This is a genomic window from Candidatus Neomarinimicrobiota bacterium (assembly GCA_036476315.1).
Classification (GTDB): Bacteria; Fidelibacterota; Marinisomatia; order Marinisomatales; family S15-B10; genus JAZGBI01.
In genome coordinates, this window is record JAZGBI010000086.1 from 17,782 (window position 1) to 40,938 (window position 23,157).

Below are 23,157 nucleotides of genomic sequence, written 5' to 3' on the forward strand. Positions count from 1 at the left end.
CCCTTCTACCCGTCATCGAAATGCTTCGATTCCCGTAATATGGGATCCCAGGATCAATGTGTGAATCTCATGGGTCCCTTCATAGGTGTACACCGTCTCCATATTCATAAGATGCCTCATCACGTCATAATCTTCCATAATGCCATTTGCTCCAAGGATTTCCCTGGCGGAACGGGCAATGTCGCGGGCCACGGCCACATTGTTCATCTTCGCCATCGATACCTGCTCGTGTTGCGACCGGTCTTGATCTTTGAGCCTGCCCAACTGGAGGACCAGAAGCTGAGCTTTGGTGATCTCCGTGACCATTTCCACAAGCTTCTTCTGGGTGAGTTGAAAAGCGGCAATGGGCTTGTCGAACTGAATTCGATCCTTGGCATAGGACAGAGCCGTTTCATAGCACGCCATGGCAGAGCCCAACGCTCCCCATGCGATGCCATACCTCGCCTGTGTCAAGCATGAGAGGGGACCCTTCATGCCTTCCACTCCAGGCAGCATCTGTTCTTTGGTAACACGGCAGTCGTCCAAAACCAACTCCGCCGTATCGGAAGCCCGCAGAGAAAGCTTGCCCTTCATCTTTCTCGCCGTGAAGCCCGGCAATTCCTTCTCCAAGAGAAAGCCGCGAACCGTATCATTCTCGTCTTTCGCCCACACCAACGCTATGTCGGCAAGACTGCCGTTGGTAATCCACATCTTGGAACCGTTCAAGATGTATGACGACCCGTCTCTTTCTGCCCGGGTCATCATGCCGGCAGGATTGGAACCGTAGTCTGCCTCTGTGAGTCCGAAACATCCCACAGCTTCCCCGCTTGCCAGACGAGGGAGCCAGCTATTCCTCTGCTTTTCACTGCCATATTGGAAAATGGGATACATGACAAGAGCCCCCTGGACTGAAGCGAAACTCCTCAGGCCGGAATCCCCTCTCTCCAACTCCTGCATGATGAGGCCGTATGCCACATTATTAACTCCCGCGCATCCATACTCCTGAGGGAGATTCGCTCCCAGGAGTCCCAGTTCACCGAGCCTCGGTATGAGGTCTTCGGGAAATGTTTCATTTTTGAAATGATCATGAACAAGAGGCATGAATTCCGTCTTTACGAAATCATATGCCATCTTCTGAATGGCCAATTCTTCCTCAGACAAAAGGTCCTCAAGTTTCATAAAATCAGTGCCTATGAATTGTGTCACGACACGCCTCCTTTTGTCCCCCTCATCGCCCGGAGCAGTTTCTCTGGCGTAATAGGAAGCTCGTTAATTCTGACGCCGATGGCATCGTGAATGGCATTGGCAATGGCACCGATGACCGGAAGTGTGGATCCTTCTCCCACCTCCTTTGCCCCGAAGGGTCCCTCCGGTTCGTACGACTTCACGGTGCTGCTATCGATGGGGGGAACATCTTTCGCCGTCGCCACAAGATAGTCATGCAGATTGGGGTTGAGAATTTTCCCTTTTGTATCGAAGACCATCTCTTCCAGCAACGTTTCACTCAACATCATTGAGACAGCCCCTTCGGCCTGACCTTCCACTGCCATGGGATTAATCGGTGTTCCCACATCGTGAGCATCTGTAAACTTCACGACTTTCACGTGTCCGGTTTCCAGATCCACTTCGACTTCACAGACACACGCCGAGAAAGAATAGGCGGGAGACGTACCCACCGTCGCCCCTTTGAAAGTCCCTCCCAGACCTTCTGGAGGAGAATAATTGCCGCGACCCACCAAAGGACCGCTTTCTGCAAAACAGTTGGCGGCTACCTCCTCCCAGGCAAGCTCCCCCGTACCACTGGCCTTATCATAGACTCGATTCTGCTCTATGTCAAGGGAACTCACCGGAACATTCATCATATGGGAAGCCATTTTCAGGATCTGTTTCCTGATTTCCTCCCCCGCCATTTTGGACGCATTCCCGCCCATGAGGGTGACTCTCGACGAATACGATCCAAATCCTAGCGGCGTTGTGTCTGTATCTGCAAACACAACTTTTATTCGATCATAAGTGATTCCGATGGCCTCGGCCGCAATTTGAGCCAAAACCGTGACAGACCCCTGCCCAATATCTGTCTCTCCCGTATAAAGGATCACCGTATTTCCATCCTCACTTACCTTGATGGTGGCATTGGAATGGGGAAACTTTGAGCGGTAGATGGGGTATCCGGCCCCACTCACAAACCCACCGCATCCCACGCCAATTCCTTTCCCAAAAGGAAGCCTTCCCTTTTTCTCATCCCATCCACTTTTCCTCCTCACTTCCTCAATGCAGGCCCTCAATTCGCAAGAACCGATATTCAGATCGTTTACGGTTCGAGTGTCCGGGGTCATGGCATTCTTCAGTCGCACGTCGATGGGATCGAGTCCCAGATTAAGGGCCATATCTGTTATGAGACTTTCGAATGCAAATCTGGGGTGGGGACACCCGTGCCCTCGCATGGCTCCGCATGCGGGAAGATTCGTGTTGACACGAAAACCGTCATACTTGAAATGTGGTATCTTGTAAAGGGTGGGAATCATGGCACCGGAATAATAGGCAGCGATAACACCGAAGGAGCTGTAAGCTCCGCCCTCGAGGATTGATTGTTGCTGAACAGCAGTGATGGTACCGTCCTTTTTCATTCCTATTTTCAGGTCGATCAATTGTTTGTGCCTACCGCGGCAGTGATAAAACATCTCTCCCCGCGTGTATCGCATCTTCACAGGTCTGCCCGTTCGCCGCGCCAGGAGAGCCGCGCAAATCTCCAGTGGATTGATCTCCGCTTTGCCACCAAAGCCGCCGCCGCAGTAGTTCCCAATAACACGGATGTCACCCTGAGGCATGTCCAGCAGCCGGGCAAGCTGATAGCGCACATAATGAACCACCTGCGTTGAGGTATATACGGTGAGCCTCCCATCACCGGCCCACTCTGCAATTGCACAATGGGGTTCCATCGGATTCTGATAAGTCCGGTTCCCCACGTATGAATCCGAAAGAACAAGATCGGCTTCCTTGAAGCCTTTCTCCACATCCCCAAAATGCCACTCAACTTTTGTATTGATGTTGTTCGGATACCGCTCAAGAATGATCGGAGCACCTTCTTTCATCGCCTCCCTGGCATCAAAAACGGCGGGGAGTTCTTCATACTCTACCTCTATGAAATCGAGCGCGTTCCTACACGTTTCCTCATCCACCGCGGCCACCGCGGCTATTTCATCTCCCACATAACAGACTTTCTCCTTCGCCAGGATATGCTCATCATAACGGGCCGGACTCACGCCATAAAGTACATCCGGCACATCATTTCCTGTCAGAATGGCCTTCACACCGGGAAGTGCTTCAGCCTTTCTTGCGTCGATCTTTACTATTCGGGCGTGGGGCAGGGTACTGGTGAGAATCTTGCCATGAAGCATGTTGGGCAGACTGATATCATCGGTGAAGGTTGCCCGTCCCGTAACCTTGACCAGGGAATCTTTTCTCGGCAGCCGTTCTCCCACCACGGCCGGGTTCCCTTTCACTACCCCGGGCGCAAAGGTGGAAACTTTCTGGTAAGCCTTCCATCGCTGAATCGCCTTCACTATCTTGGCGTAGCCCGTGCATCGACAGAGAGTTCCCGCCAGCGCCTCTTCAATCTCATCTCTTGTAGGATCAGGATTCCTGTCAATCAATGCCCTGGCCGTAAGTACCATGGCCGGCGTGCAGAAACCGCATTGAATGGCTCCTTCCTGTATGAATGCGTTCTGGAGAGGGTGCAGCTCCCCATCAACGGATGTTCCTTCGATGGTGACAATCTCCCTCCCTTCGGCTTCCAATGCCAGCAGAAGACACGAATTGGCCGGTTCTCCATCGAGAAGTACAGTGCACGCGCCGCAATCACCCACTCCACATCCGATCTTCGTTCCGGTTAAATTCAGTTCTTCCCTTAGGATGAATGCCAGGGTCGTCGTCGCCGATACCAGCACACTATGCCTGTCGCCGTTTACCACCAGCTCGACGACATACTCTTTACCGCCACCCGTTTCCTTCATTCCCTTTCCTCTCACCACAAACAGACGCTAGCAGTCAAACACCTGAACATTTTCTAACGGCTCTTTTCGTAAGAACGTATACGAGTTCTCGCCGGAACTCTTCGGTTCCCCTCAAATCGGTGATAGGCTTGCATTCCTTGCTGGCCAGGGATGCCGCTTCGGAGATTGCCGCTTTGTCGACAGTTTTCCCTTCAAGCGACCCGGATGCCCTTTCCGCCGTCATGGGAATGGGGGCTACCGCCCCGAGCACAATGCGAGCCTGACGGCAGATGTTTTCCTCAAAACGGAGAAATACCGCAACACTCGCGACGGCCAGGGAATTAGACGCCCGTCGCAGAAATTTCAGATAGGTGGCAGCGGAGTCAGCGGGCTTTCTGGGAATCAAGATCCGGGTGAGGATCTCACCCTTTTTCAGAACCGTTTCCCTGTTCCCCAGAAAGAAATCTCCAAGTGCGATAATCCGGTTGCCTCCTGAAGATACCAACTCCACTTGCGACCCGAGGGCAATGAGGATAACAGGAAAATCCCCACACGCCACCGCACTACAGATGTTTCCGCCAACGGTGGCTCGTGTGCGAACCTGCGGAGAGGCAAAAGTCGGAACCATCTGACAGATTTCCGGGAAAGAATTTTGGATGACGGATGAGGATTCGATCTCATTCGCCGTACATCCTGCGCCCATAATCACCCGCTCATCCTCTTCCTCAATGCCGTTCACCCCGGGAATTCTTGCGAGAGAAACCAGATGGCGAGCTTTTCGAATGCCCGTATCCACATCAACCAGCAGATCGGTGCCCCCCGCCAGAAGCGCCGCCTCCGGCAGTTCCTCCAGCAAATGACAGGCCCCTTTCAAGTTTTCCGGTCGATGATACTCCAAGATTCTACCTCCCGTGAAACCGGGGTGGTTTTCTCCCAACAGATTTCAGTCCCAAAAGGGCGTCTTCCGTGGAGAACACAGCGTTGAGATTCTTCAGCTCTCCATCAATCCCGCCACTTTCGTCCAGAAGTCCTTCGGCCATTTTGAGTGCCACAGGTGCTTTCATCTGAATCACCCGTTCCGTCTCTTTGGCCTCCTCTGGGGATAACCCTTCGGGAACTACAGCTTTTCCGGTAAGGATGGACTCCAAGTTATTCGCAGAAAAATAGTCTGCAATTGCCTGCCACCGTTTCGGCAGGGTCACTCTTCGCTTATGTGGAAGGAGGCGTTGCCCCGACATCATTTCATCAGCGTCGTCGAAATTCACAACGGCATCCACCAACCCGATCTCTTCAGCCTCCTTTGCTGACAAAAACACACCCGTGTAGATGAGATACTTGCTCAACTCCCTCCCAATCCTTCTAGGTGTTCTCACCGTCCCACCCAGCCCAGGGTAAATGCCAAGGCCCGTTTCCGGAAAGGCCACAACTGCTTTTTCGGTCCCCAGAATGACGTCCGCCGTCAAAGCAAGCTCGAGACCTCCGCCCAGAGCTAATCCGTTAACGACAGCCACCACGGTTTTCGGTGACTGGTCGATCATGGTGAAAACCTTGCTTGCGAGCTCTGTGAACGACCGGATCTCATCAAGATCATTTTTTTCCAAACATTGAATGAAAAACTTGATGTCCGCGCCCGCCATGAATGCCTTACCCTCGCCAGTTATGAAGATGGTGCTCACATCATCATTTGTTTTCGCTGCTTCGTACCTCTCCTGCAACTGGTTTAATAGTTCTCCGTTCAGGGCGTTGAGTTCTTCCGGTCGTGTAAGTGTCAAGACGGCGGAACCGTTGAGGTTGCTCAACGTCACAAATTCCATGGTCCACGCATTACGGGTTAGAGAGGCTGGTGGTCTCACTCCCCATTTTTCAGATATCCGTGCAACAAGCTCCCTGACCCGCTGCTCGCCCTCATCTTCCATCAGATCGATGGGGCCCTTTTTCCACCTGAGACCGATGCGCGCACCTCTATTCAACTCTCCCGGAGTCGTTACCCGTTCATGAAGAATTTGCCCACAAGTCGTGAAAACTACACCCAGCATCCGGTCAATGATGACTCTCGACTTGGATTTTTCCACTTCTGGGGAGTGTTCGGTTAGAATCCACTTCCTGTCAGATTCGGCCTGTTTCTTCAGGGCATCAGCCGGACGATAAAAGGACCCAAAGCCGTTCTCCAATGTTTTCTGAGCATGGTATGCTACAACGATGCCTGTCGCGTTCATGAGCGTAAATGGCCCCATAGGAATCTGAAACGCCAAGCAGCAAACGCTATCGATTTCCTCGGGGGACGCCACACCTTCCTCCGAAAGCCGTACCGCTTCGTTCAACCAGGGAACGAAAAATCGATTTACGGCAAATCCGAAAGAATCACGACAGACGATGGGATCCTTACCTATGCGTTTCACAAATCTCATCACCGTTCGATAGGTTTCATTCGATGTTTTCGCACCACGAATTACCTCCACCAGCCGGTTTTTTGTCGCATGATAGAAAAAGTGAAGGCCGATAAACCGGCCGGGAAATGACGTCGATTCGGCCAGTTGAGAAATGGAGAAGGATGAAGTATTCGTCGCAACTATGGTGTCTTTGCCTATGAGTGTTCCTAACAGGGAAAAAAGTTGTGACTTCGCATCAAGATCTTCGTAAACGGCCTCAATTACAAGGTGACATTCCCTGACTGCATCGAGGTCTGTGGAATGGTCAATACGACCCATGATTTCCTCAACTTGGTGGGACGTGAAAAGACCCCTCTTCACTCCCTCTTCCAGGACACTGCCAATATTATTGAGGCCCCTCTGTATGAAGCGTTCCTTCATGTCAATCATGACCACGTGAAATCCTTCCTGTGCGAGTTTCTGGGAAATGCCGGAGCCCATTGTCCCGGCGCCTATCACCCCCACGCTCGATATTTCACTCATGAATCTTCCCATTCCGGCGGCCGCTTCTGGAGAAACGCCGAAATCCCCTCATTGGCATCGTGAGTAGCCATAAGTTTTTCCACGTACATTTTCTCAAGTTTCGGAAGCTCGAGCCTCACAGTCTCATTGAAAACCCGGCGAGCTGCCATCACACCCAATTTGAGTGACGATGCGCTCTTTGGTACAATCTCCCGTTGGATCCACGCGGTGACCCATTCTTCCATGGTATCCCGTGCTTCGAATACCTCATTCACCAATCCAGTGACCTTTGCCTCCCGGGCAGAAATGGACTGGCCGGTAAGCAACAATGAATCGGCTCGGGCACTGCCAATCTTGAGGGGAAGAATGAGGGAAGCCAACGGTGGATATACACCCAATTTGATTTCTGGCTGGCCAAACTCCGCCGTCTCGTCAGCATAGACAAAATGGCAGCTCGCTGCCAGCTCCATGCCTCCCCCAAGGCATTGACCAGATACCAAGGCCGCGGAAGGAATCGATAGATCAATGAGCTCATAAAAAACGCGGTGAAACAGTCTCAGCATATTGACTACCATTTCCCCTTGATGCTCTTCCACACTGGCACCAAAAGAAAAGTGATCTCCCGCGCCCTGAAACATAACAAGTTTCACAGATCTTCTGCTTTTCAGGTCTTCAAGGACGTGCAACAACTCCTTCATCATGTCGCCGTCAAGAATATTGCCCTCAGGAGCATTCAAAGTAATCTTGACGACTTGCTCCCCCAATAAGCGTTCCATCTCAATTTTGCTCATGGTCCTGTTAACCTCATCTATTCACTTACCAGCAGCCACTAAGTTCGCGAAGATACTCTAATCATTTCAGCCTGAATGTTCATGTGTTCAAGAAATATGAAAAAGGAAAAACCCTCAAGACCCAAAAACTGGAACACTTGAATACCTTAACACTTTAACACCTCATCCTTGGCGTTCTTCTCCCTCCGTAGGAGACCCCACGGGTCACAGGGACTCCCTTTGAGGTGGCGAATCTCATCTCAAGATCCTTTGGAAGATCCTGTGGATAAACCAGCCTTACAGGTTGAATCCTCATTTCCGATACTGGGGTGAAATCGCTCGAATGAGCTCATCGTCCCAGGAGTGATTTTCGGCAAGCAGTTGCCTCAGCTTTATGAAGTCCACCTCCCGATTCCCTTTCGGACCTTCGTTGAACGCCTTGAATCCAGCTTTCGCTTCGGTCATCATGTTGAGGGCCAGCCAGTCCCGGTTGCTTTGTTGATTCAGGTTCCAGTGCTCAAGCTTCTTCTTCCGGAGACTGTTGAGAGTCTTGCTCAAGCATTCGGGCATGGTGAGCATCAGTTTAGTGGCGTACGTTTCCACCGTTTGATCGAGCAGGGTGAAATCTATGCTTCCCGACTTCAAGATCGCTTTCCCTTCATTCAGCGCTTTACCTTCCTTTCTTCTTCCGTAGACAATCTCCCCTTTTTCGTTCAGCCACGTGTCCGTGATGACGAGAGGATTGGGGGTCCACTCCCCGTTCACTTTCAGCACGGGAACGGCTTCCGATATGAGCCCCAGTCTTAGAGCCTCATGGGCCGTCCACATGTCACACAGGGTACAGCTCTTTATGGCCTTCTCAATTCCAACATAAAGATGGAGAAAATCGGTGCTTCCGCCATCGGGCGCGCTGCCGTGCTTGGGGCCGGCTTGACCGAAAACTGCAAGATCACTGGCAACCGAAAAATCGCACGCCATCCCTATTTCCTGTCCCCCGGCGATTCGCATACCATTTACACGATTGATGACCGGCTTGTCACAATGAAGAATCGACGTCACCATGTCGTTAAATAGACGCATGTACTGTTTGTATTCCTGGGGATGGCCGGCATAGTATTCGGCATATTCCTTGGTGTTTCCTCCCGTACAAAAAGCCTTCTCACCCACCGCCGTGAAGATGACCGCCACAACACCCCTATCGTTGGACGCCTTCCGGAAAGCGAGAATAATTTCTTTCACCATCTCCGTGGTGTATGCGTTGTGCTGTTCGGGATTGTTCAGGTATATCCAGGCATTGTAAAGACCCTCAACAGGATCTCCGTTTTTATCCCTGCAGGACTTTCTCTCGTATTTGATCCCTTTGAAATCTCCAAAGGGAGCTTTTGAAACATCTACCAGATCATGATTCCTCAACACGGTAACACCTCCTTTTACCAATCAGCCACAAGAACACTAAGTACTTCAACCACAGAGAAGATATTTTTGTGATCTTAGAAACCCTAGAAGGAGTAATCTCTGCCTTGATGAGAAGGTGTGTTGCTCAATGTTATCTTCTTCCAATATTATTCTTTTTTCTCTGTGACTTCTCCGGTTCAACACAAGCTATTAGTGTACTTCGTGTAATTCGTGGTTTATCACTGCTCTCTGTGACCTCTGTGGCTATGTGGTGGGTTAGAAATCTGGGATCATGACTGCCCGTTTGTTCAGACGCTTCTCCATCATTTGCGAGAAAACTTCATTTATCTGAGACATGGGATATGTCTCTGTGAATGGACTCAGCTGTACTTTCCCCGCAGCAACAAGATCCAGAATTTCTGGATAGAGGTCCGGACGGCATCCCCAAGTACCAATGGCCCGTGCGTCGAATGCCATGAGATTGCTGAGCCTCAATTCGAGCTTGTGCATGGTGAACCCCACCACCGAAAGTGTGGAAGCATATCCTATAAGAGCGTAAGCCAGTTCCTGACCCTCCTTCGTCCCGGACATTTCGAAGATTTTCCAGCACTCACCGGGGCCACCTATGTCACGACACATCTCCCTGACCGTGGCTTTCACCTCTCGGGGTGACTTTCCCCTGACATCCAGGACTCCATGAACGCCCACATCGCTGGCTCCCTTCAGACGGTTCGCATCGACATCAATTGCCACCACTTTTGCGCCTGTAACGAGCGCCAGCTGTGCCCCGTAGATGCCGATTCCGCCTACTCCAATAATAACAGCAAGATCACCTTTTTCGAGTCCGCTTCTTTTTACTGCCTGGTACGGCGTGGAAACGGCATCGGCAATCACCGAGAGTTCTGCCAGAGAATAAGGACTGAGCAGAGACTCAGGGATCTCGCAGAGAAACCGGTGAGGGACTTTCATATGGCTCGCGAATCCTCCGTCAAAATCGTTCCCTGGCATTTTCTGACTTCGACAGATGTTGGCCCTGCCACGGTGGCAGAGGTAGCACTCACCGCAAGGCAGTACGGCGGGGACTATGACTTTCTTGTCCTTCCAATCCGGGGGACCCTCCGCCACAATTCCGCTGACTTCATGCCCCAGGACCAAAGGAAGAGGCTTTCTGGTTCTAATCCCATCGTGCCAGAATCCTATATCGGTATGGCATACACCGCATCCTGCCACTTCCAGTAGAACGTCTCCTTCATCCAAGGACTGCAGAGGCTCTTGCACCAGCTCAAAAGGTTGATTTGTTGCGGACATCTGCCAACTAGACCACATTACTACACCCTATTGCTCTAACAGTTAAACATTCCACACATTCAGGTTGCCACGAGTTTTTCAGTCTCTCTTCTGGCAATGAGAGAGGCCCCGTAGGCACTCACGTACTGGGGCTCTTCCGGAATGACCACCTCCACTGGTAACCTCTCCTTCAACAATTCCCCTACGTAGGGATGAAAGCCAATAACCCCTCCGCATAGAATAACAGGGAAACCGGGATCGTAACTTAACTTCATGATACGGCTTACCAGAGACAGATAGATCCCCCTTGCAATATCTTCAACTGGCACATCGGCGAATTTCCATTGGAGGATTTCAGTCTTGGCGAATACCGTGCAGAAACTGTTCAATTCCCGCTTCGACGAAGAAGAACTGGCCAGCCGGGACATTTCCCCAATCTCCAATTCCGCCTTTTCCGCCACCTCCATGAGAAAAGCCCCCGTTCCTGCAGCACACTTGTCACTCATATAGAAATGCTCCACCTTTCCTGCATCTTCACAAACGATCACCTTAATATCCTCCCCTCCAATATCGATGACCGTCTTTCGGTAAGGAAAATCCTTCGAAGCACCAACCGCAGAACAGACAAGCTCGGTCTTCTTGCTTCGGGCTTTCTCAAAGGACATTCGTCCGTATCCCGTGGCGCACGATGATTGAATGGGGAAAATGTGGTGCACATGATCGAGGTTCTGCTGTAGGGATTCTTTGTCTCTACTCAGGGTGGGAAACACAGTTCTGAAAAGGACGTCACCTTCCCCGTTCACCACGCAGAGCTTAGTGAAAGAGGAGCCGAGATCGATGCCCAGGAAACAATCAGTCACTGTATTTTGACTCCAGCAGCTTTACTATAGTCCCCAGGGTCGAATTGAGAGGAACGGGAATGTCGTGCTTTCGGCCGTATTTTTCAATCTTTCCGTTGAGGTAATCGATCTCAGTGGGCAACCGATTCTCGATATCCACCAGCATGGTGGGTTTGTGTTTTCCACCCTTTTTGAGATAGCCCATGGCCGATTCAAGAAATGAACTGCCAAGATCCAGTCCATCCGCCTCCGCCACTTTTATGGATTCCCGGATAACACCCTCCGCGAGTCGGACGGCGGGACCGAAAGACATGACGTCCTCCATGGTCTGTCCGGTGATGGCACAGAGAGGAGACAGGGTAGCATTCAGAATGGCTTTCTGCCAGACGTGGATCTGCAGGTTATCGGAACTCTCCGTTGTAAGGCCAACAGAGTTCAGACGTTGCACAAATCTCTCCTCCATTTCCTCTCCTTCTTCAGATAGAGCGGAGACATAGTTGGGGGGATTGAAGAACGTCACGTTGACAGCGTCCTCACCGGAGGACGTCCGGGTCAAATTGCCGGCGAAATTGATGACCATTCGTAACGTCCTTTCCCTGGAAAACGTGGAAGCGATATCAAGTTCCGTTCCAATGCCATTCTGAGCACTCATAAGATAGAATTTGCCGTTATCGATTCCCTGCGTCTCTTCAAGTGCCGGCAGCAGGAAAGGACATTTCAAAGCATAGACCACCAGGTCAAGATCGTACGCGGCCAAATCGCGGATGGAATTGACAGATTCCCGAACCGGTACAGTCTTTTCAATGGTATTTGTCAGAATAATCCCATCTCGTCTTAAAGCATCAATTCGTTTCGGACTGATGTCACACATAACGACCTCAGCACCCGCCTCAATGAGATGAGCTGCAATAATCGACCCCACGGGACCGGCTCCCACTACTGACACTCTTAATGAGTCCATATTCACCTCAAAACCTTAACGCCCCAACACCTTAGTACTCCTGCCCCGTTATCTGCTCCACAAAGGTCTCAATTTTGGTCCTGTTTTGCGCATCGGAGAAAAACCTGAGGTCGTTCAGATCCCCTTCCACAATGAGACCGGGTATACCTGTTTCTTCTTCCAGTCGCTTTGGTAAGCCAAAACGGGTGTTGGAATTATTGAAGCATGTTTTTGCATTGTGAAAAATGACACCGTCAATATCAAAATCGCTGATCCATTGCTTCAGCATGGACAGCTTTGCCTGTTCGCTACGGTTTATGAAGATTTGCGTGTAGGCTAAGGCCAGAGATTCCATGGGATCCTTCTCGTCAAAGGAGTCAAAAATCCAGCTATTGCAGTAAGTGGACGCAATAACGGCAGCGCGGTTATCGTGAAACAAGTCGGCAAGAGCCCTCAAGCGCCCCCAGACGGGCATTCCGTCCCAGAATATTCGGCACTGTTCCTTTTCCACGGCACCTACGCCTTTCTCCATTCGCTCCTTCAATTCTGAAAGGAGTACCTGGTAGTAATCGACGCACTCTTGAGTGCCCCTCAAAAGCACTATGGGACCCATGTGGATGGTTCCGTCGAAAAACGTAAGGGGAGAAGGATGCGTCCTGGCAGTTTGAAGCACCTCCTGCCAGAGCCGTGTCCCCTCCTTACTGAGACTCACTACTTCCCCGAAGCGATCCTCGTCAAACTGAGTCCCAGAGACTCTCTCACACGTAGAAATCAAATCTCCCAGTTGCCTCACCACCAACTCAATTTCCGGCTCTCTAATCCGGTCAAGGTGTCGAGGAGGGTGTATACCGTGAATGGGTGAGTCAAACTCTCCGGCGAAAAAGGTGAACCAGTCTTCCACTTCACGGCACTGGTTGGTGTTGAAGACGATGAGATCGGGCTTTGGTACTTCTTTCAATCCATAGGCCCTGGTAAGGGGTGTCTCTCGTTTCAGGTATGCCCCGATATCGCTTGTGAGGTAAGAGCAAATCTCACCCGAGTAACCGGCATTCACCGCCAGCGGGATGCAGTCGTTGGCTCTCCTTGTGGCTCCCAGGAGGGCACCGTGGTTTTCGGGGAAGTAGACGGAAAACCCGAAACTCCGGAGAAGTTCGGCAGGCCCGGCGCTCGTACACCAGGCCACAGGAGAACTCATGGACTTGTAGTAGTCAAACATTACCTGTTTCAACAACTGCGCTGATTTAAGTGGATTCATCTTTCAAGCCTCACTACGTAAACATCATCCCTTATTTTCTCTTCCCCACCGTACAGACTTTCGATTTCTGCTTTGAATGTCTCCCCGATCACATTGGGTGCCAGTTTCATCGAAGGGGTAAGTTCGTCCCGTTCAAGTGAGAGTTCCCGGTCCAGGAGCATGACAGCACCGGGACGTTCATACGGAACGTCCATGGCTCTGTTCAATCCATTAAGGCAAAGAGACAGGCAGGATGCCAGTTGATCCATACTCGTGGGTCGCCGGCATTCCTCACTCAGATCGTTCGGGTCGGGCATTTTGTCAAACAAAGCGCTGTTTGGAAAAAGGAGTACCACAGGATAGTTCTCCCCACTTCCCGCAACATACACATGCGACAGATAGCAGCAGGTTCCGGCTATACGGTTCTCAATTTCCGCGGGAAACACTTTTTCCGCATTGCTCAGTTTGAAAATTCGATCTTTCCTGGAAATGAGGCGCAGCCCATCAGGCGTGAAGTCTCCCACGTCACCCGTGTAGAACCACCCATCTTCGGTGAGGACCTTCTTCGTCGCCTCTTCATTTTTGTAATATCCTTTCATTACGTTGGGACCGGCGACCATGATTTCATTTTCGGGTGAAAGCTTTATCCGAACGCCTGGGATGGCGGTCCCAACCAGGCCAGGTTTTCTTTTCCTGGATGGATCGGTCACTGTAGAACAGGGAGACGTTTCTGTCAAACCCCATCCTTCAATGACAGGAATCCCACGGGATTCAAACATATCCGAAATGGTTTGGGGCAGGGGAGCAGCTGCCGTGAAGATGAACCTGAGACCCGTCCTGAAAATCAGTTCCTCAACCTCGGAATCCTCCATGGCGCGTGAGGTAAGTTCCTGATATATTTTCGGCACACTGAAAAAGACGGTGGGCTTAACCTCCCGCCAGTTCTCCACCAGCAATCCGGTGTCCTTTCCGAAGCCGTGTTCCAGGGAAAAGAGAGCACCGTTCGTGATGGCAGCAAACATTTCAAAGATGCCACCAAAACTGTGATGCCACGGAAGGTATGAAAGGAAACGGTCTTCCTCTGAAATACTCCACAAAACCTTCATGGCGGCCTGCTGCGAAAGAATATTGCCGTGGGTGAGCATGACGCATTTGGGAGTCCCCATGGTGCCTGATGTGAACATCATCAGGGTAACCGTGTCCGGGTCAAGATGGAACGCGAGACCGCCACCTTTGTCATCCCGGGGAACGAGTAATTCCGAGAAGGGGATGAGATTCGCAATATGCTTTCCTTCAACAGGGTCAAAATGGAAGATCGCTTTCAGATTCAATTCCTCTTCGATGCGATCCAGTTGACCCTGATCGGACACAGCCAGAAAATCGGCGTCACAGAACTCGACGAGCCGACTGGCAGTGTCTTTCGGGTATCCCGCAAAGATGGGAACAGCGACACCTCCCGATGCCATGACGGCAAGCTCCATCTGGAGCATCTCGAGACGGTTTCGCGAGAAAATCGCCATCCTGTCGCCAATGTTGAACCCAAGGCGTGAGAGATTCCGGGAAATACTATCGATTGAACCGTAGAAATCCCCCCACATCATGGGCATATAACCTTTCCCTCTATTCTCCTGGTAGATGGCCCTGCTCTTGAATTGCGAAGCATTTTCCTTCAGCATGGTGGCAATATTGGGAGAAAACTCCGGAAGTTTCTGGGGTGAGGACAATTGATTATTGATTATTGACAATTGATTATTGATTATTTGAAAACCGGAAACGGGAGAATTGGAGAAATGGAGGAATGGAGAACTGGAGAAAATGATGCGTGAGGACAATTGATTATTGACAATTGATTATTGATCATTTGAAAACCCGAGACGGGAGAGTTGGAGGAATGGAGAAAATGATGCGTAATGCATGACTGCCAACTGGTGACTGGTTCACTGGTTACTTGATACTTGATCCCCCGACATGCGTCGGGATTTCGCTTTGCTCAACTCCGCTCAACTTGATACTTGATACTCGATACTCGATACTTGCTAATTCGGTGAAATCAGGACATGGTTTACACTGCCGACTGCCAACTGGTGACTGGTGACTGGTTCACTGGTTACTTGATCCTTGATACTTGATCCTTGTTACTTGACCCTTGATACTTGGTTCTTCCTGCCTGAGTCTCAGGTGCCGGAATCCTCCCCACAGAGCGGCGCCTATGGCACCGGCTAACGGAGAATCTCTGTGAGACACGATTTCCAGATCCATATTCCTGGAGTCTGCCACTTCCCTGATGGCGGCCACCAAACCCTCATCCTGGGCCATTCCTCCCGTCAAGACCACAGGCGACTCCGCCTTCAATTTTGACAGCAATTTCACCGCGCGAACCGCTATAGTCAGGTGAATACCTTTTATGATATCTTCAATCTTCACCCCCCTTGCCACCATATTGATAACGTCCGTTTCCGCCAGAACGGCACAGACGCCACTGGGTCGTTCAGGGTCCTTCGACTGGAGAGACAGGGATCCCACCTCACTCAAGTTTAGTCCCAGATACCGGGTGATATTCTCCAGAAACTGGCCCGAACCGGAAGCACACTGGCCCGTCATGGTGTAGCTCAACACGCGGGCATCGTCACCGACTTTGATGGCTCTGCAGAACAGGGCGCCCAGATCAACCACCGTTTTCACCCGGGGGAAGCAGAAATGGCCCCCCTTTGCATGTGTTGTCATACCGTAGAAATGACCTGTTTTCTGCTTCACAAGCTCGCCTTCTCCCGTGGATGAGACATAGTCCAGGTCGCGGTATGTCAGGTCGTGGCGATTCAGAATCGCCCGCGTAGCGGTTTCAATGACCGTCCGGGGGTTTCGCTTATGTATTTTGTCATTGGACTTTTCCAGAATTGTTGGACTGTCGCTATAGTCCATAAGGACCGTCTTCACATAGCTGCTTCCTACATCGATTCCGAGTGTATGGATCATTTCTCAGGTGTTTATGTGTTCACGTGTTAGGGTGTTCAGGTAATGAGTCTTCCGATTGGACTTCCACATTTATGAAATCTTCAGGAATATCCTTCGACTTGTCTGTACTGCCCTTCTGTTTGTATGGTTCGATCGGTTCACGGACGGCGCCTGATTTCTTCTCAAGTGTTCTATCTACATACTTCAAGAGGCCAAGTGTCATGTTTCTCACCTCATCCGCCAAATCCTGGACTTCTCTGACTCGACTGAATGAGACGTATTGTTGATCAATAACCACATACAGCAAGCTCTTAACCTCCGTGGTTGAACTCTGGGATATGTCTAGGAACCTTATGAAATCCCTCTGATGAAACCTTGCAAATCCTTCGGCAATGTTGGACATCGCTGAAACTGCCGCACTTCGGAGCTGATCTCTCAGTTTGTAATCTCTCGACAAAGCACCCTGTTTGCCCATATGGTAAGCTTCTTTGACCAATTCTCTTGCCTTCTGTCAACACACCAAATCTTCGAGTTTATCCACTTTCGACATGATGACCCTTTCAGCTGTATCGACCTCACCCGGTTGAAAGACCTAAACACTTGAACACGTGAACACCCGAACACTTCAACTTCAACGCATCCCAAGCAGCGCTGCTCCGAACGCTCCCATGAAAATGGAATCCGTATGGATGTTGATGGTAAGGCTTCCGTAGTTGTCTTTCATCATTCTCGATACATAATTGACCACCGCCTGATTCCTGGCAACGCCTCCGGTGAAAGTGAATTCATTACTCACACCTCCCGATCGGGCCAGAAGGGAAAAAGCCCGTTGGACGATTGCCTGATGAAGCCCCGCCAGGATATTCTCCTGTTTCTCCCCGATATTGAGATATTCCCTCAACTCTGCCCCCGCGAAAACAGTGCAGGTGCTGCAAATATTGGTCTCATAGTCTGACAGAAGGGCCCGTGGCCCCAGTTCGCTCACGCTCATGTTGAGTTCATCAGCAATATACCCGAGATAGCGGCCACATCCCGCCGCGCACCGGTCATTCATCTGAAAACTGGTAACCAGGCCGTGTTCATCCACCTGAATCGCCTTGGTGTCCTGACCTCCAATATCGAGAACCGTTCTTGTCCCCGGAAAAATGGCATGTGCGCCAAGAGCGTGGCAGAGGATCTCTGACTTAATATGCTTCTCATCAAAGGGGAGAAGCTGCCTGCCGTAGCCTGTGCCCACGTAGTTCTCCGGGGTGAGATCCACTAGGGAGAATACCTCCAGATCTGCTTCGAGACTGTCCAGTAGACCGTTCTGTTGCTGGTCAAGGAACTTCACGGAATTCATTACCATTTCGGAGAAATCGAACTGAAGCATTTCATTCTCAACGGGAATTATTGAAGTATCATACAGGGCCAGCAGTGAATCGAATACTCGGGGATCCAGTGACTCAATTTTGTTAAGATAATGATGACTGAACACATCCCGGAAGAACTGGTAAGCGGTGCTGATGCGGTCTGAGAGAAATTCGTCCCTGATGTCTCTTTTTATGTCTGAAAAGATCCGGGACAGCTTAGCCGGGATGTCACTGCCGTCTGTTTCGTCACTCTTTTCTTGCGCCAGGTTCAACATATTCCTGACCAAAAGGTCGAACCGGCGGCTGAACCTCAGGTACCGGAAAGCAGTCTCAATCCTGTCCAGCAATTCCTGAAGTTCCGCTGAGTTGCGGTTCTTTTTCAACAGGCCCTGGCGCAGCAGGTAAAACCGGGCATCGTATTCGGCTCCCAGCCTTGCAATGTCTGCTGCAATTTTATAGTTTGCCCGGGTATTGGTAATCCCCCGGCCGATGATATCGCCCTCTCCATCCACCATAACTGCCTTGGAAGTGGTGGAGCCGAGATCGATGCCCAGATAGTACTTCAATCCATCACCCCCATCTGCTTTCTCTGATCCAGCATCTGGAAAAATGAATCGATCCTGTTCTTGATATTTGAATAGGAATAATACCGGGGATCGACAAGGTCTGATTCAATAAATCCCACAGGTATACCGAGACGTTTCTGTAGTTCACGCATAATCACCAGTTGCCCTGCGGAAAATGAATTGCAGCTCTTAATGGAATTCACGAGAAGTCCATCCGCCTGATATTCTTTCAACAGCCTTCCCAGAAGATCAATTCGCTGGGGAAGACTCAGGTTCGTATAGCATCCCATGCAGTATTTCGCCATGCTTTTCAAGGGATCCGAGGATTCATGCCGGAAACCTTCGTCATAAATGCCTCCAACACGGGTGTAGGAGGACGCAACGAAGACTGCACCGAGATCATAGAAGATTTTCCAGAATTCCCGGAAATGGGTCCAGTTAGGGGGACCTTCCACCACCACCCGGAATCGTTCGTCAATCTCCCCTTCCGGACAGATGGGGCCCTTCCCCTCCTTACGCCTTGTTTCCACCTCCTTGTACAGTTCATCGTAATATCTCACACAGTCTTCGGTGCCCCGGAAAGCGGTAAAGATGGGCCCTACATAATAGACACCGCCAAAGTAGGCATCCACCGGCGAGGGAACATGCTTTGCGGATTCAAAAACCTTCACCATCAGTTCTTCTGCCTCTGCCGATTGCTCCATCATGGTCTTCAGCCTGTCTGAATCGAATCGTTTGCCTGATACCTGCTCCAGTTTCGGGATGACCTCCGCTTCCAGCTGTTCTATCACATAGTTAACCACGGTATCATTCATCGCTCCGCCTCCCTGATACGGAACGTGTAACATGGCCACGGGAACGCCGTCGTAAAGCGCCCTCAGGTTTTCGAACCACTTCATGAAGACAAAACAACCGGTGTAACTCAGAAGAAGCAGATCCGGGGGAGGAAGTTTCTGTCCCGTAGGACCCACGTTACCGCTTACCATCATTCCTATGTCACACTTCACATACGAACAGACATCTTCAGAGTATCCCAGTTCCTCTGCTTCTGAAATGTAATCTCCAGATTTCTTACGCATTCCCGACTGAAGGGCGTTGATTTCAGGATAGACGGGAAGCATGTCAAAACTCAAGATCAGTTCGGTCAGATTTCCCGGAACGAATGTGTAGACCACCTTTTTCCCTGTCTCCTTCACCTGGGAGAGTTCCAAAAACTGTTTCGCCAGCATCTGCTTCTGGCGAATCATGCTGTCTTCTTTCCGAATCGAAGTTGATTTTCCCATCTGTACGATCCCAGGCTCTGAATTCACATTACTCACTTATCCCATTCACGTTAGACACCTGACTTTCATTCCCACAGTTTGATAGAGTCGGAAAACGTACCCACCTGTTCCTTAATGACCTTGAACTGACCCAGGTTTTCGTGATACTGAAAGCTCAAGTGCTTCATGTGACCCCTGTCAAGGGCCTTTTCGAGTTCGGGTTGGTCGAGGAGGGCAGGGTCGCAAAAACTGGGGGCGCAGAAAATGACGCCGTCAGCCCCGCGCTTTCTTGCCAGCTCTGCCAGATGAATCCCTTTTGAACCGTTCCCATCATAAACACTCGACGAAAATGTGGCTTGGCGAACGTACGCTTCTGCAAGGGCTTGAAGAGGATCTTCGGAAGCATCGTCAATATCACCATCGATCCAGAAACAGCCAAGTTGAAAGTCGTCTCCCACGATATAACACCCTGCATTTTCGATAGTCCTTATCAGGCCCATAGGGGGTTGTTCACAGAACGCTCCCGAAATAATCACCCGGATTCTGTCTTCCGGCTGGTGGTCCACCTCCCTCAAATGCGCCATAATCCCGGTCAAAAAATCGTTATGTTCCTCTGGATCCATCACATACCCGGCTCGCAGGACAGCGTAAAAATCGGTCGCCGATATTTTCCACGGTTCCAAACTGCGTCCCTCAATAAATTGATTCACAAGGCGGCGATTCTCATTGTAGAGGGAAATGGAATGATTCAGCTTCTCCGCGGATTCCTCCGCACCGCTAAGTTCATGCAGTTGATCCTGGAACTCACGGAGACTCTCAGTCAGAAACTTGCCCCCCACATCCGAGCTGAAATTCTGCGGAAAGTCCAAATATTGAATGAACCTGTCAGGAAACTCGATTCGGAAAATGCCGGATAGATTCCGGATCACATCACAGATCGCCGGAAAGATAAACCCGTCAAAATCGTCAAAATGTCCGTCCAGGGCCATCTCGATCACACTTCTGGGAAGGTGGCAGATATACGACTGAAAATAGGCGTCTCCTTTCACCACCTGAATCCGGTCGCCACCACCGAATATGCCCACGGGCAGCATTCCAGCGGCGTGGATGATTTCTCTGGGCACGTAGATGGGAAAGTAGCCAATAACCCGGCGCGTGGGATCTCTCTTTTTCCACTTGGAAACATATCCGAAATGGAGATCCCCTAGAAGTTTCCGAGCCTTCTCCAATAATCTTTCAAGCTCCCGGGAGGTCTTTCTGTCAGCTACATTTCCCATTTACGTCACTTGAACGCTCTAACACCTGAACACTTTAACACTCAAACACTCTCTTTCTGTCCATTGGCCCTATCCCATATGCGGTTCAACATACTCCTAAGGGTCTTCCTTTCTGTGTGGGAAAGAACGCTCATAACGTCCATATCGAGATTCGTGGCGATTCCGTCTATGGTATTCAGGATACTTTTCCCTTTTGTTGTCAGATATATGTTAATCACCCGCCGATCCGAGGAGACTCGATGCCGCTCCACCAGACCGTCCCTCTCCAGACGATCCACTAGGCCTGTGGTGGCCGGGTTATCAAGAAAGACTCTCCTGGCGATCTGAGTGAGAGACAATCCATCTTTGTAAGCAAGAGCACTTAAGACGGCGTGCTGTGACGCTGTGATACCTATATCCGAAAGTTCATTGTCCAGGGCACGCTTCATCCCGCGGGCTGCCCGGACCAGAAGAAAGCCCATACTGTGTTCAAGCTTGGTCATTGATCAATCTTAACCCTTAGATACAAATAGTTTACATACAAATATTACGTATACAAACAATTTATTGGCGGACGACCCTGGAGTCAAGAACCAAATGAATGTCCATGGGGCTACTTGGCCGTCAGGGTCCAGACACCAGCCCAGTCATCGCCGGGGGGGGTTTCCTTGAAGAATTCGCATCTTTCAATATAGACGCGACTGGGATTGATGGGTCGCATTGGGAACATTTCTTCCAGTGTCTCAGCTTCTTTGAATAACTTCAGAGCTTTGTCCCATTTCTGGGCGTTGTAGAGTTCTATACCCTCATGAAAGACGGGTACCACCTTTGAATAGGACTCGCTCAATTCACCCTTTCTGGCGAGAAGTTCGTATGCCTTTACAGGACGCTTTTTTCCCTTCACTCGCACGTTATCCAAAAAGCGCCACTCAAACCTCTCCTTTACCGAAGAATATGTCGATTCAGCCACCTGAATATAGACGCCATACTGCTTCGCCGATGCTTCCAAACGGGACGCCAGATTCACCGTATCCCCCATCATGGTGTAATTCATTCGCATAGTTGAACCCATGTTCCCCGTGACCATCTCACCTGAACTGAGTCCCACCCGGTGGCGCATGTTGTGCACCAACTCGGGCCATTCATCGTCGTGGGACCATTTGTCTCTCAGATTCCGAAGCTTATCTTCCATCTCCAGAGCCGTGGTGCATGCCTCATATTCATGATCCTCCACAGGCATGGGAGCCCCGTAAAACGCCACTATGGCATCTCCAATATACTTGTCCAACGTTCCGCGATGTGACAGCAATACCTCTGTCATTTCGGTCAAATATTCGTTCATCAGGGAGACCATCTTCTCCGGTTCGAGAACCTCCGAAAATGAAGAGAAACTCTGTATGTCCGAAAAAAATGCGGTGTGGTATCCCGCATCACCTCCCAACTTGGGTTCCTGTTTTGTCTCATACATCTCATCGATCAAGTCAGTAGAAAGGTAAGTCCCGAATGTATGTTTCAGAAAACGTTTGTCTTTTTCCGAGACAAGAAAGTTGTACAGAAAAATACTGAGATAGGTGACACCCAGGCTGATGGAAGGTCTGACGATCTCCCACATGACAAGGCTTCCCAGGAATTGACTGTAGGCAAAAATGATCCAACCAATCACTCCGATAACGGGAATGGGAAGAGAACGGAGGGGACGCTTGGGAATGCTCACCAAGGCACCAAGAATTACGCTCGACAAAAGGATAGCAATGAAATTGGTCCTGGCGCCGGTTCGGGAGACGAACTCATTTTTCATCAGGCTGTGGATGACATTACCATGGATCTCTACCCCGGCAAAGCTTTCCTGAACCGGGGTATTCCTTAGATCCATCAAGCCTGGCGTGGAAGTCCCCACCAGAGCAATCTTGTCCTCCCAGTACTCCGGAGGGAGCATCTCGGGATCAAAGCAGTAAGCGTACGGCAGGTAGTAGAATGTCTTGAAATGTCCATAGTAATTCACATACATCCTGCCGTCATCATCGATAGGAATCTCACGAGCGATCTCCCCGGAACGATTTCTCAGCCGAAGAATATGCTCTTCGAAGTTATAGTCAAAGCCGTCCTGTGGAACGTCCAGAATATCCATGGCGGCCGCCATGGTGAGCGATGGATAAACATGCTGTGGGCCCTCGAAATAGATGGCGGTGGGAACTCTTCGGATGATTCCATCCTCATCAGGAGGGAAATTGGGACTGCCTACTTTCCTGGAGGCTGAGAACAGCTCCACATAAGTGTTCCCAAGCCGCTCCCCGACAGGAAGCCTCCGGGTATGACCGATCCAATAGCTGACATGCTAACCCGCGTGAGAAATGCGGCAAGAGCTGGACATCCCAGGGTGGATATCCCGGCATCGAAACTCAAACTGGAGGTCGCGAAAATACTTCGCGATCACCATTACAT

The 23,157-nt window shown here is 50.6% G+C and carries 18 protein-coding genes and 1 pseudogene; 1 reads left to right on the forward strand and 18 read right to left on the reverse strand.

The features are described 5' to 3' along the window. Nucleotides 1-12: 12 nt before the first annotated feature. The 18 genes and pseudogenes from V3U24_08620 to V3U24_08705 all read right to left on the reverse strand — a co-directional run bounded on the left by V3U24_08620 (nt 13) and on the right by V3U24_08705 (nt 22,984). On the reverse strand, nt 13-1,158 hold the full coding sequence (locus V3U24_08620) for an acyl-CoA dehydrogenase family protein (GenBank protein ID MEE9167503.1): 1,146 nt from the start codon (nt 1,156-1,158) through the stop codon (nt 13-15). A 23-nt stretch (nt 1,159-1,181) separates the two neighbouring features. Then, nucleotides 1,182-3,992 carry a molybdopterin cofactor-binding domain-containing protein gene (locus tag V3U24_08625; protein ID MEE9167504.1) on the reverse strand — a complete coding sequence of 937 codons (2,811 nt, stop codon included), beginning with the start codon at nt 3,990-3,992 and terminating at the stop codon, nt 1,182-1,184. A gap of 34 nt (nt 3,993-4,026) precedes the next feature. Continuing rightward, entirely contained in the window at nt 4,027-4,869 is an 843-nt protein-coding gene (locus tag V3U24_08630; GenBank protein MEE9167505.1) for a xanthine dehydrogenase family protein subunit M, read from the reverse strand. A 4-nt stretch (nt 4,870-4,873) separates the two neighbouring features. Further along, entirely contained in the window at nt 4,874-6,883 is a 2,010-nt protein-coding gene (locus V3U24_08635) for a 3-hydroxyacyl-CoA dehydrogenase/enoyl-CoA hydratase family protein (GenBank protein MEE9167506.1), read from the reverse strand. After that, nucleotides 6,880-7,653, reverse strand: a complete 774-nt coding sequence (locus V3U24_08640; GenBank protein MEE9167507.1) for an enoyl-CoA hydratase-related protein — start codon at nt 7,651-7,653, stop codon at nt 6,880-6,882. Before V3U24_08640 ends, V3U24_08635 begins: the two co-directional genes overlap by 4 nt. A 291-nt stretch (nt 7,654-7,944) precedes the next feature. Then, nucleotides 7,945-9,048: a 6-oxocyclohex-1-ene-1-carbonyl-CoA hydratase gene (oah, locus tag V3U24_08645; protein ID MEE9167508.1), complete on the reverse strand. Its 1,104-nt coding sequence runs from the start codon at nt 9,046-9,048 to the stop codon at nt 7,945-7,947. Between the two features lie 255 nt (nt 9,049-9,303). After that, the gene (gene had / locus V3U24_08650) at nt 9,304-10,353 is read right to left on the reverse strand and encodes a 6-hydroxycyclohex-1-ene-1-carbonyl-CoA dehydrogenase (GenBank protein MEE9167509.1); all 1,050 of its coding nucleotides are present in this window, start codon (nt 10,351-10,353) and stop codon (nt 9,304-9,306) included. Between the two features lie 41 nt (nt 10,354-10,394). Then, nucleotides 10,395-11,174: an acyl-CoA dehydratase activase gene (locus V3U24_08655; GenBank protein MEE9167510.1), complete on the reverse strand. Its 780-nt coding sequence runs from the start codon at nt 11,172-11,174 to the stop codon at nt 10,395-10,397. Next, nucleotides 11,167-12,114: a ketopantoate reductase C-terminal domain-containing protein gene (locus tag V3U24_08660; GenBank protein MEE9167511.1), complete on the reverse strand. Its 948-nt coding sequence runs from the start codon at nt 12,112-12,114 to the stop codon at nt 11,167-11,169. Before V3U24_08660 ends, V3U24_08655 begins: the two co-directional genes overlap by 8 nt. Before the next feature lie 31 nt (nt 12,115-12,145). Next, entirely contained in the window at nt 12,146-13,348 is a 1,203-nt protein-coding gene (locus tag V3U24_08665) for a 2-hydroxyacyl-CoA dehydratase family protein (GenBank protein ID MEE9167512.1), read from the reverse strand. Continuing rightward, entirely contained in the window at nt 13,345-15,051 is a 1,707-nt protein-coding gene (locus V3U24_08670; GenBank protein MEE9167513.1) for an AMP-binding protein, read from the reverse strand. Before V3U24_08670 ends, V3U24_08665 begins: the two co-directional genes overlap by 4 nt. A gap of 376 nt (nt 15,052-15,427) precedes the next feature. Then, nucleotides 15,428-16,300, reverse strand: a complete 873-nt coding sequence (locus V3U24_08675; GenBank protein ID MEE9167514.1) for a BadF/BadG/BcrA/BcrD ATPase family protein — start codon at nt 16,298-16,300, stop codon at nt 15,428-15,430. A gap of 19 nt (nt 16,301-16,319) precedes the next feature. Further along, nucleotides 16,320-16,778: pseudogene (locus V3U24_08680) on the reverse strand (four helix bundle protein). Nucleotides 16,779-16,910: 132 nt separating this feature from the next. Beyond that, nucleotides 16,911-18,197, reverse strand: a complete 1,287-nt coding sequence (locus tag V3U24_08685) for a BadF/BadG/BcrA/BcrD ATPase family protein (protein ID MEE9167515.1) — start codon at nt 18,195-18,197, stop codon at nt 16,911-16,913. Beyond that, nucleotides 18,194-19,480 carry a benzoyl-CoA reductase subunit B gene (bcrB, locus tag V3U24_08690; GenBank protein ID MEE9167516.1) on the reverse strand — a complete coding sequence of 429 codons (1,287 nt, stop codon included), beginning with the start codon at nt 19,478-19,480 and terminating at the stop codon, nt 18,194-18,196. Before bcrB ends, V3U24_08685 begins: the two co-directional genes overlap by 4 nt. A gap of 65 nt (nt 19,481-19,545) precedes the next feature. Continuing rightward, on the reverse strand, nt 19,546-20,736 hold the full coding sequence (gene bcrC / locus V3U24_08695) for a benzoyl-CoA reductase subunit C (protein ID MEE9167517.1): 1,191 nt from the start codon (nt 20,734-20,736) through the stop codon (nt 19,546-19,548). Nucleotides 20,737-20,777: 41 nt separating this feature from the next. Then, entirely contained in the window at nt 20,778-21,218 is a 441-nt protein-coding gene (locus tag V3U24_08700; GenBank protein ID MEE9167518.1) for a MarR family transcriptional regulator, read from the reverse strand. Nucleotides 21,219-21,328: 110 nt separating this feature from the next. After that, nucleotides 21,329-22,984 carry an adenylate/guanylate cyclase domain-containing protein gene (locus V3U24_08705; protein ID MEE9167519.1) on the reverse strand — a complete coding sequence of 552 codons (1,656 nt, stop codon included), beginning with the start codon at nt 22,982-22,984 and terminating at the stop codon, nt 21,329-21,331. Nucleotides 22,985-23,026: 42 nt separating this feature from the next. On the opposite strand from V3U24_08705, the gene rpsH reads away from it, so the two are divergent. Next, nucleotides 23,027-23,157: 30S ribosomal protein S8 (gene rpsH / locus V3U24_08710; GenBank protein ID MEE9167520.1), on the forward strand; the 131-nt coding region annotated here is incomplete at its 3' end.

What these genes read in the sequence shown, in the direction of transcription:
- V3U24_08620 (MEE9167503.1), bottom strand. Translation starts at nt 1,158, where the DNA reads ATGAAACTTGAGGACCTTTTGTCTGAGGAAGAATTGGCCATTCAGAAG.
- V3U24_08625 (MEE9167504.1), bottom strand. Translation starts at nt 3,992, where the DNA reads ATGAAGGAAACGGGTGGCGGTAAAGAGTATGTCGTCGAGCTGGTGGTA.
- V3U24_08635 (MEE9167506.1), bottom strand. Translation starts at nt 6,883, where the DNA reads ATGAGTGAAATATCGAGCGTGGGGGTGATAGGCGCCGGGACAATGGGC.
- V3U24_08640 (MEE9167507.1), bottom strand. Translation starts at nt 7,653, where the DNA reads ATGAGCAAAATTGAGATGGAACGCTTATTGGGGGAGCAAGTCGTCAAG.
- had (MEE9167509.1), bottom strand. Translation starts at nt 10,353, where the DNA reads ATGTGGTCTAGTTGGCAGATGTCCGCAACAAATCAACCTTTTGAGCTG.
- V3U24_08660 (MEE9167511.1), bottom strand. Translation starts at nt 12,114, where the DNA reads ATGGACTCATTAAGAGTGTCAGTAGTGGGAGCCGGTCCCGTGGGGTCG.
- V3U24_08665 (MEE9167512.1), bottom strand. Translation starts at nt 13,348, where the DNA reads ATGAATCCACTTAAATCAGCGCAGTTGTTGAAACAGGTAATGTTTGAC.
- V3U24_08675 (MEE9167514.1), bottom strand. Translation starts at nt 16,300, where the DNA reads ATGATCCATACACTCGGAATCGATGTAGGAAGCAGCTATGTGAAGACG.
- bcrB (MEE9167516.1), bottom strand. Translation starts at nt 19,480, where the DNA reads ATGGGAAAATCAACTTCGATTCGGAAAGAAGACAGCATGATTCGCCAG.
- bcrC (MEE9167517.1), bottom strand. Translation starts at nt 20,736, where the DNA reads ATGGGAAATGTAGCTGACAGAAAGACCTCCCGGGAGCTTGAAAGATTA.
- V3U24_08700 (MEE9167518.1), bottom strand. Translation starts at nt 21,218, where the DNA reads ATGACCAAGCTTGAACACAGTATGGGCTTTCTTCTGGTCCGGGCAGCC.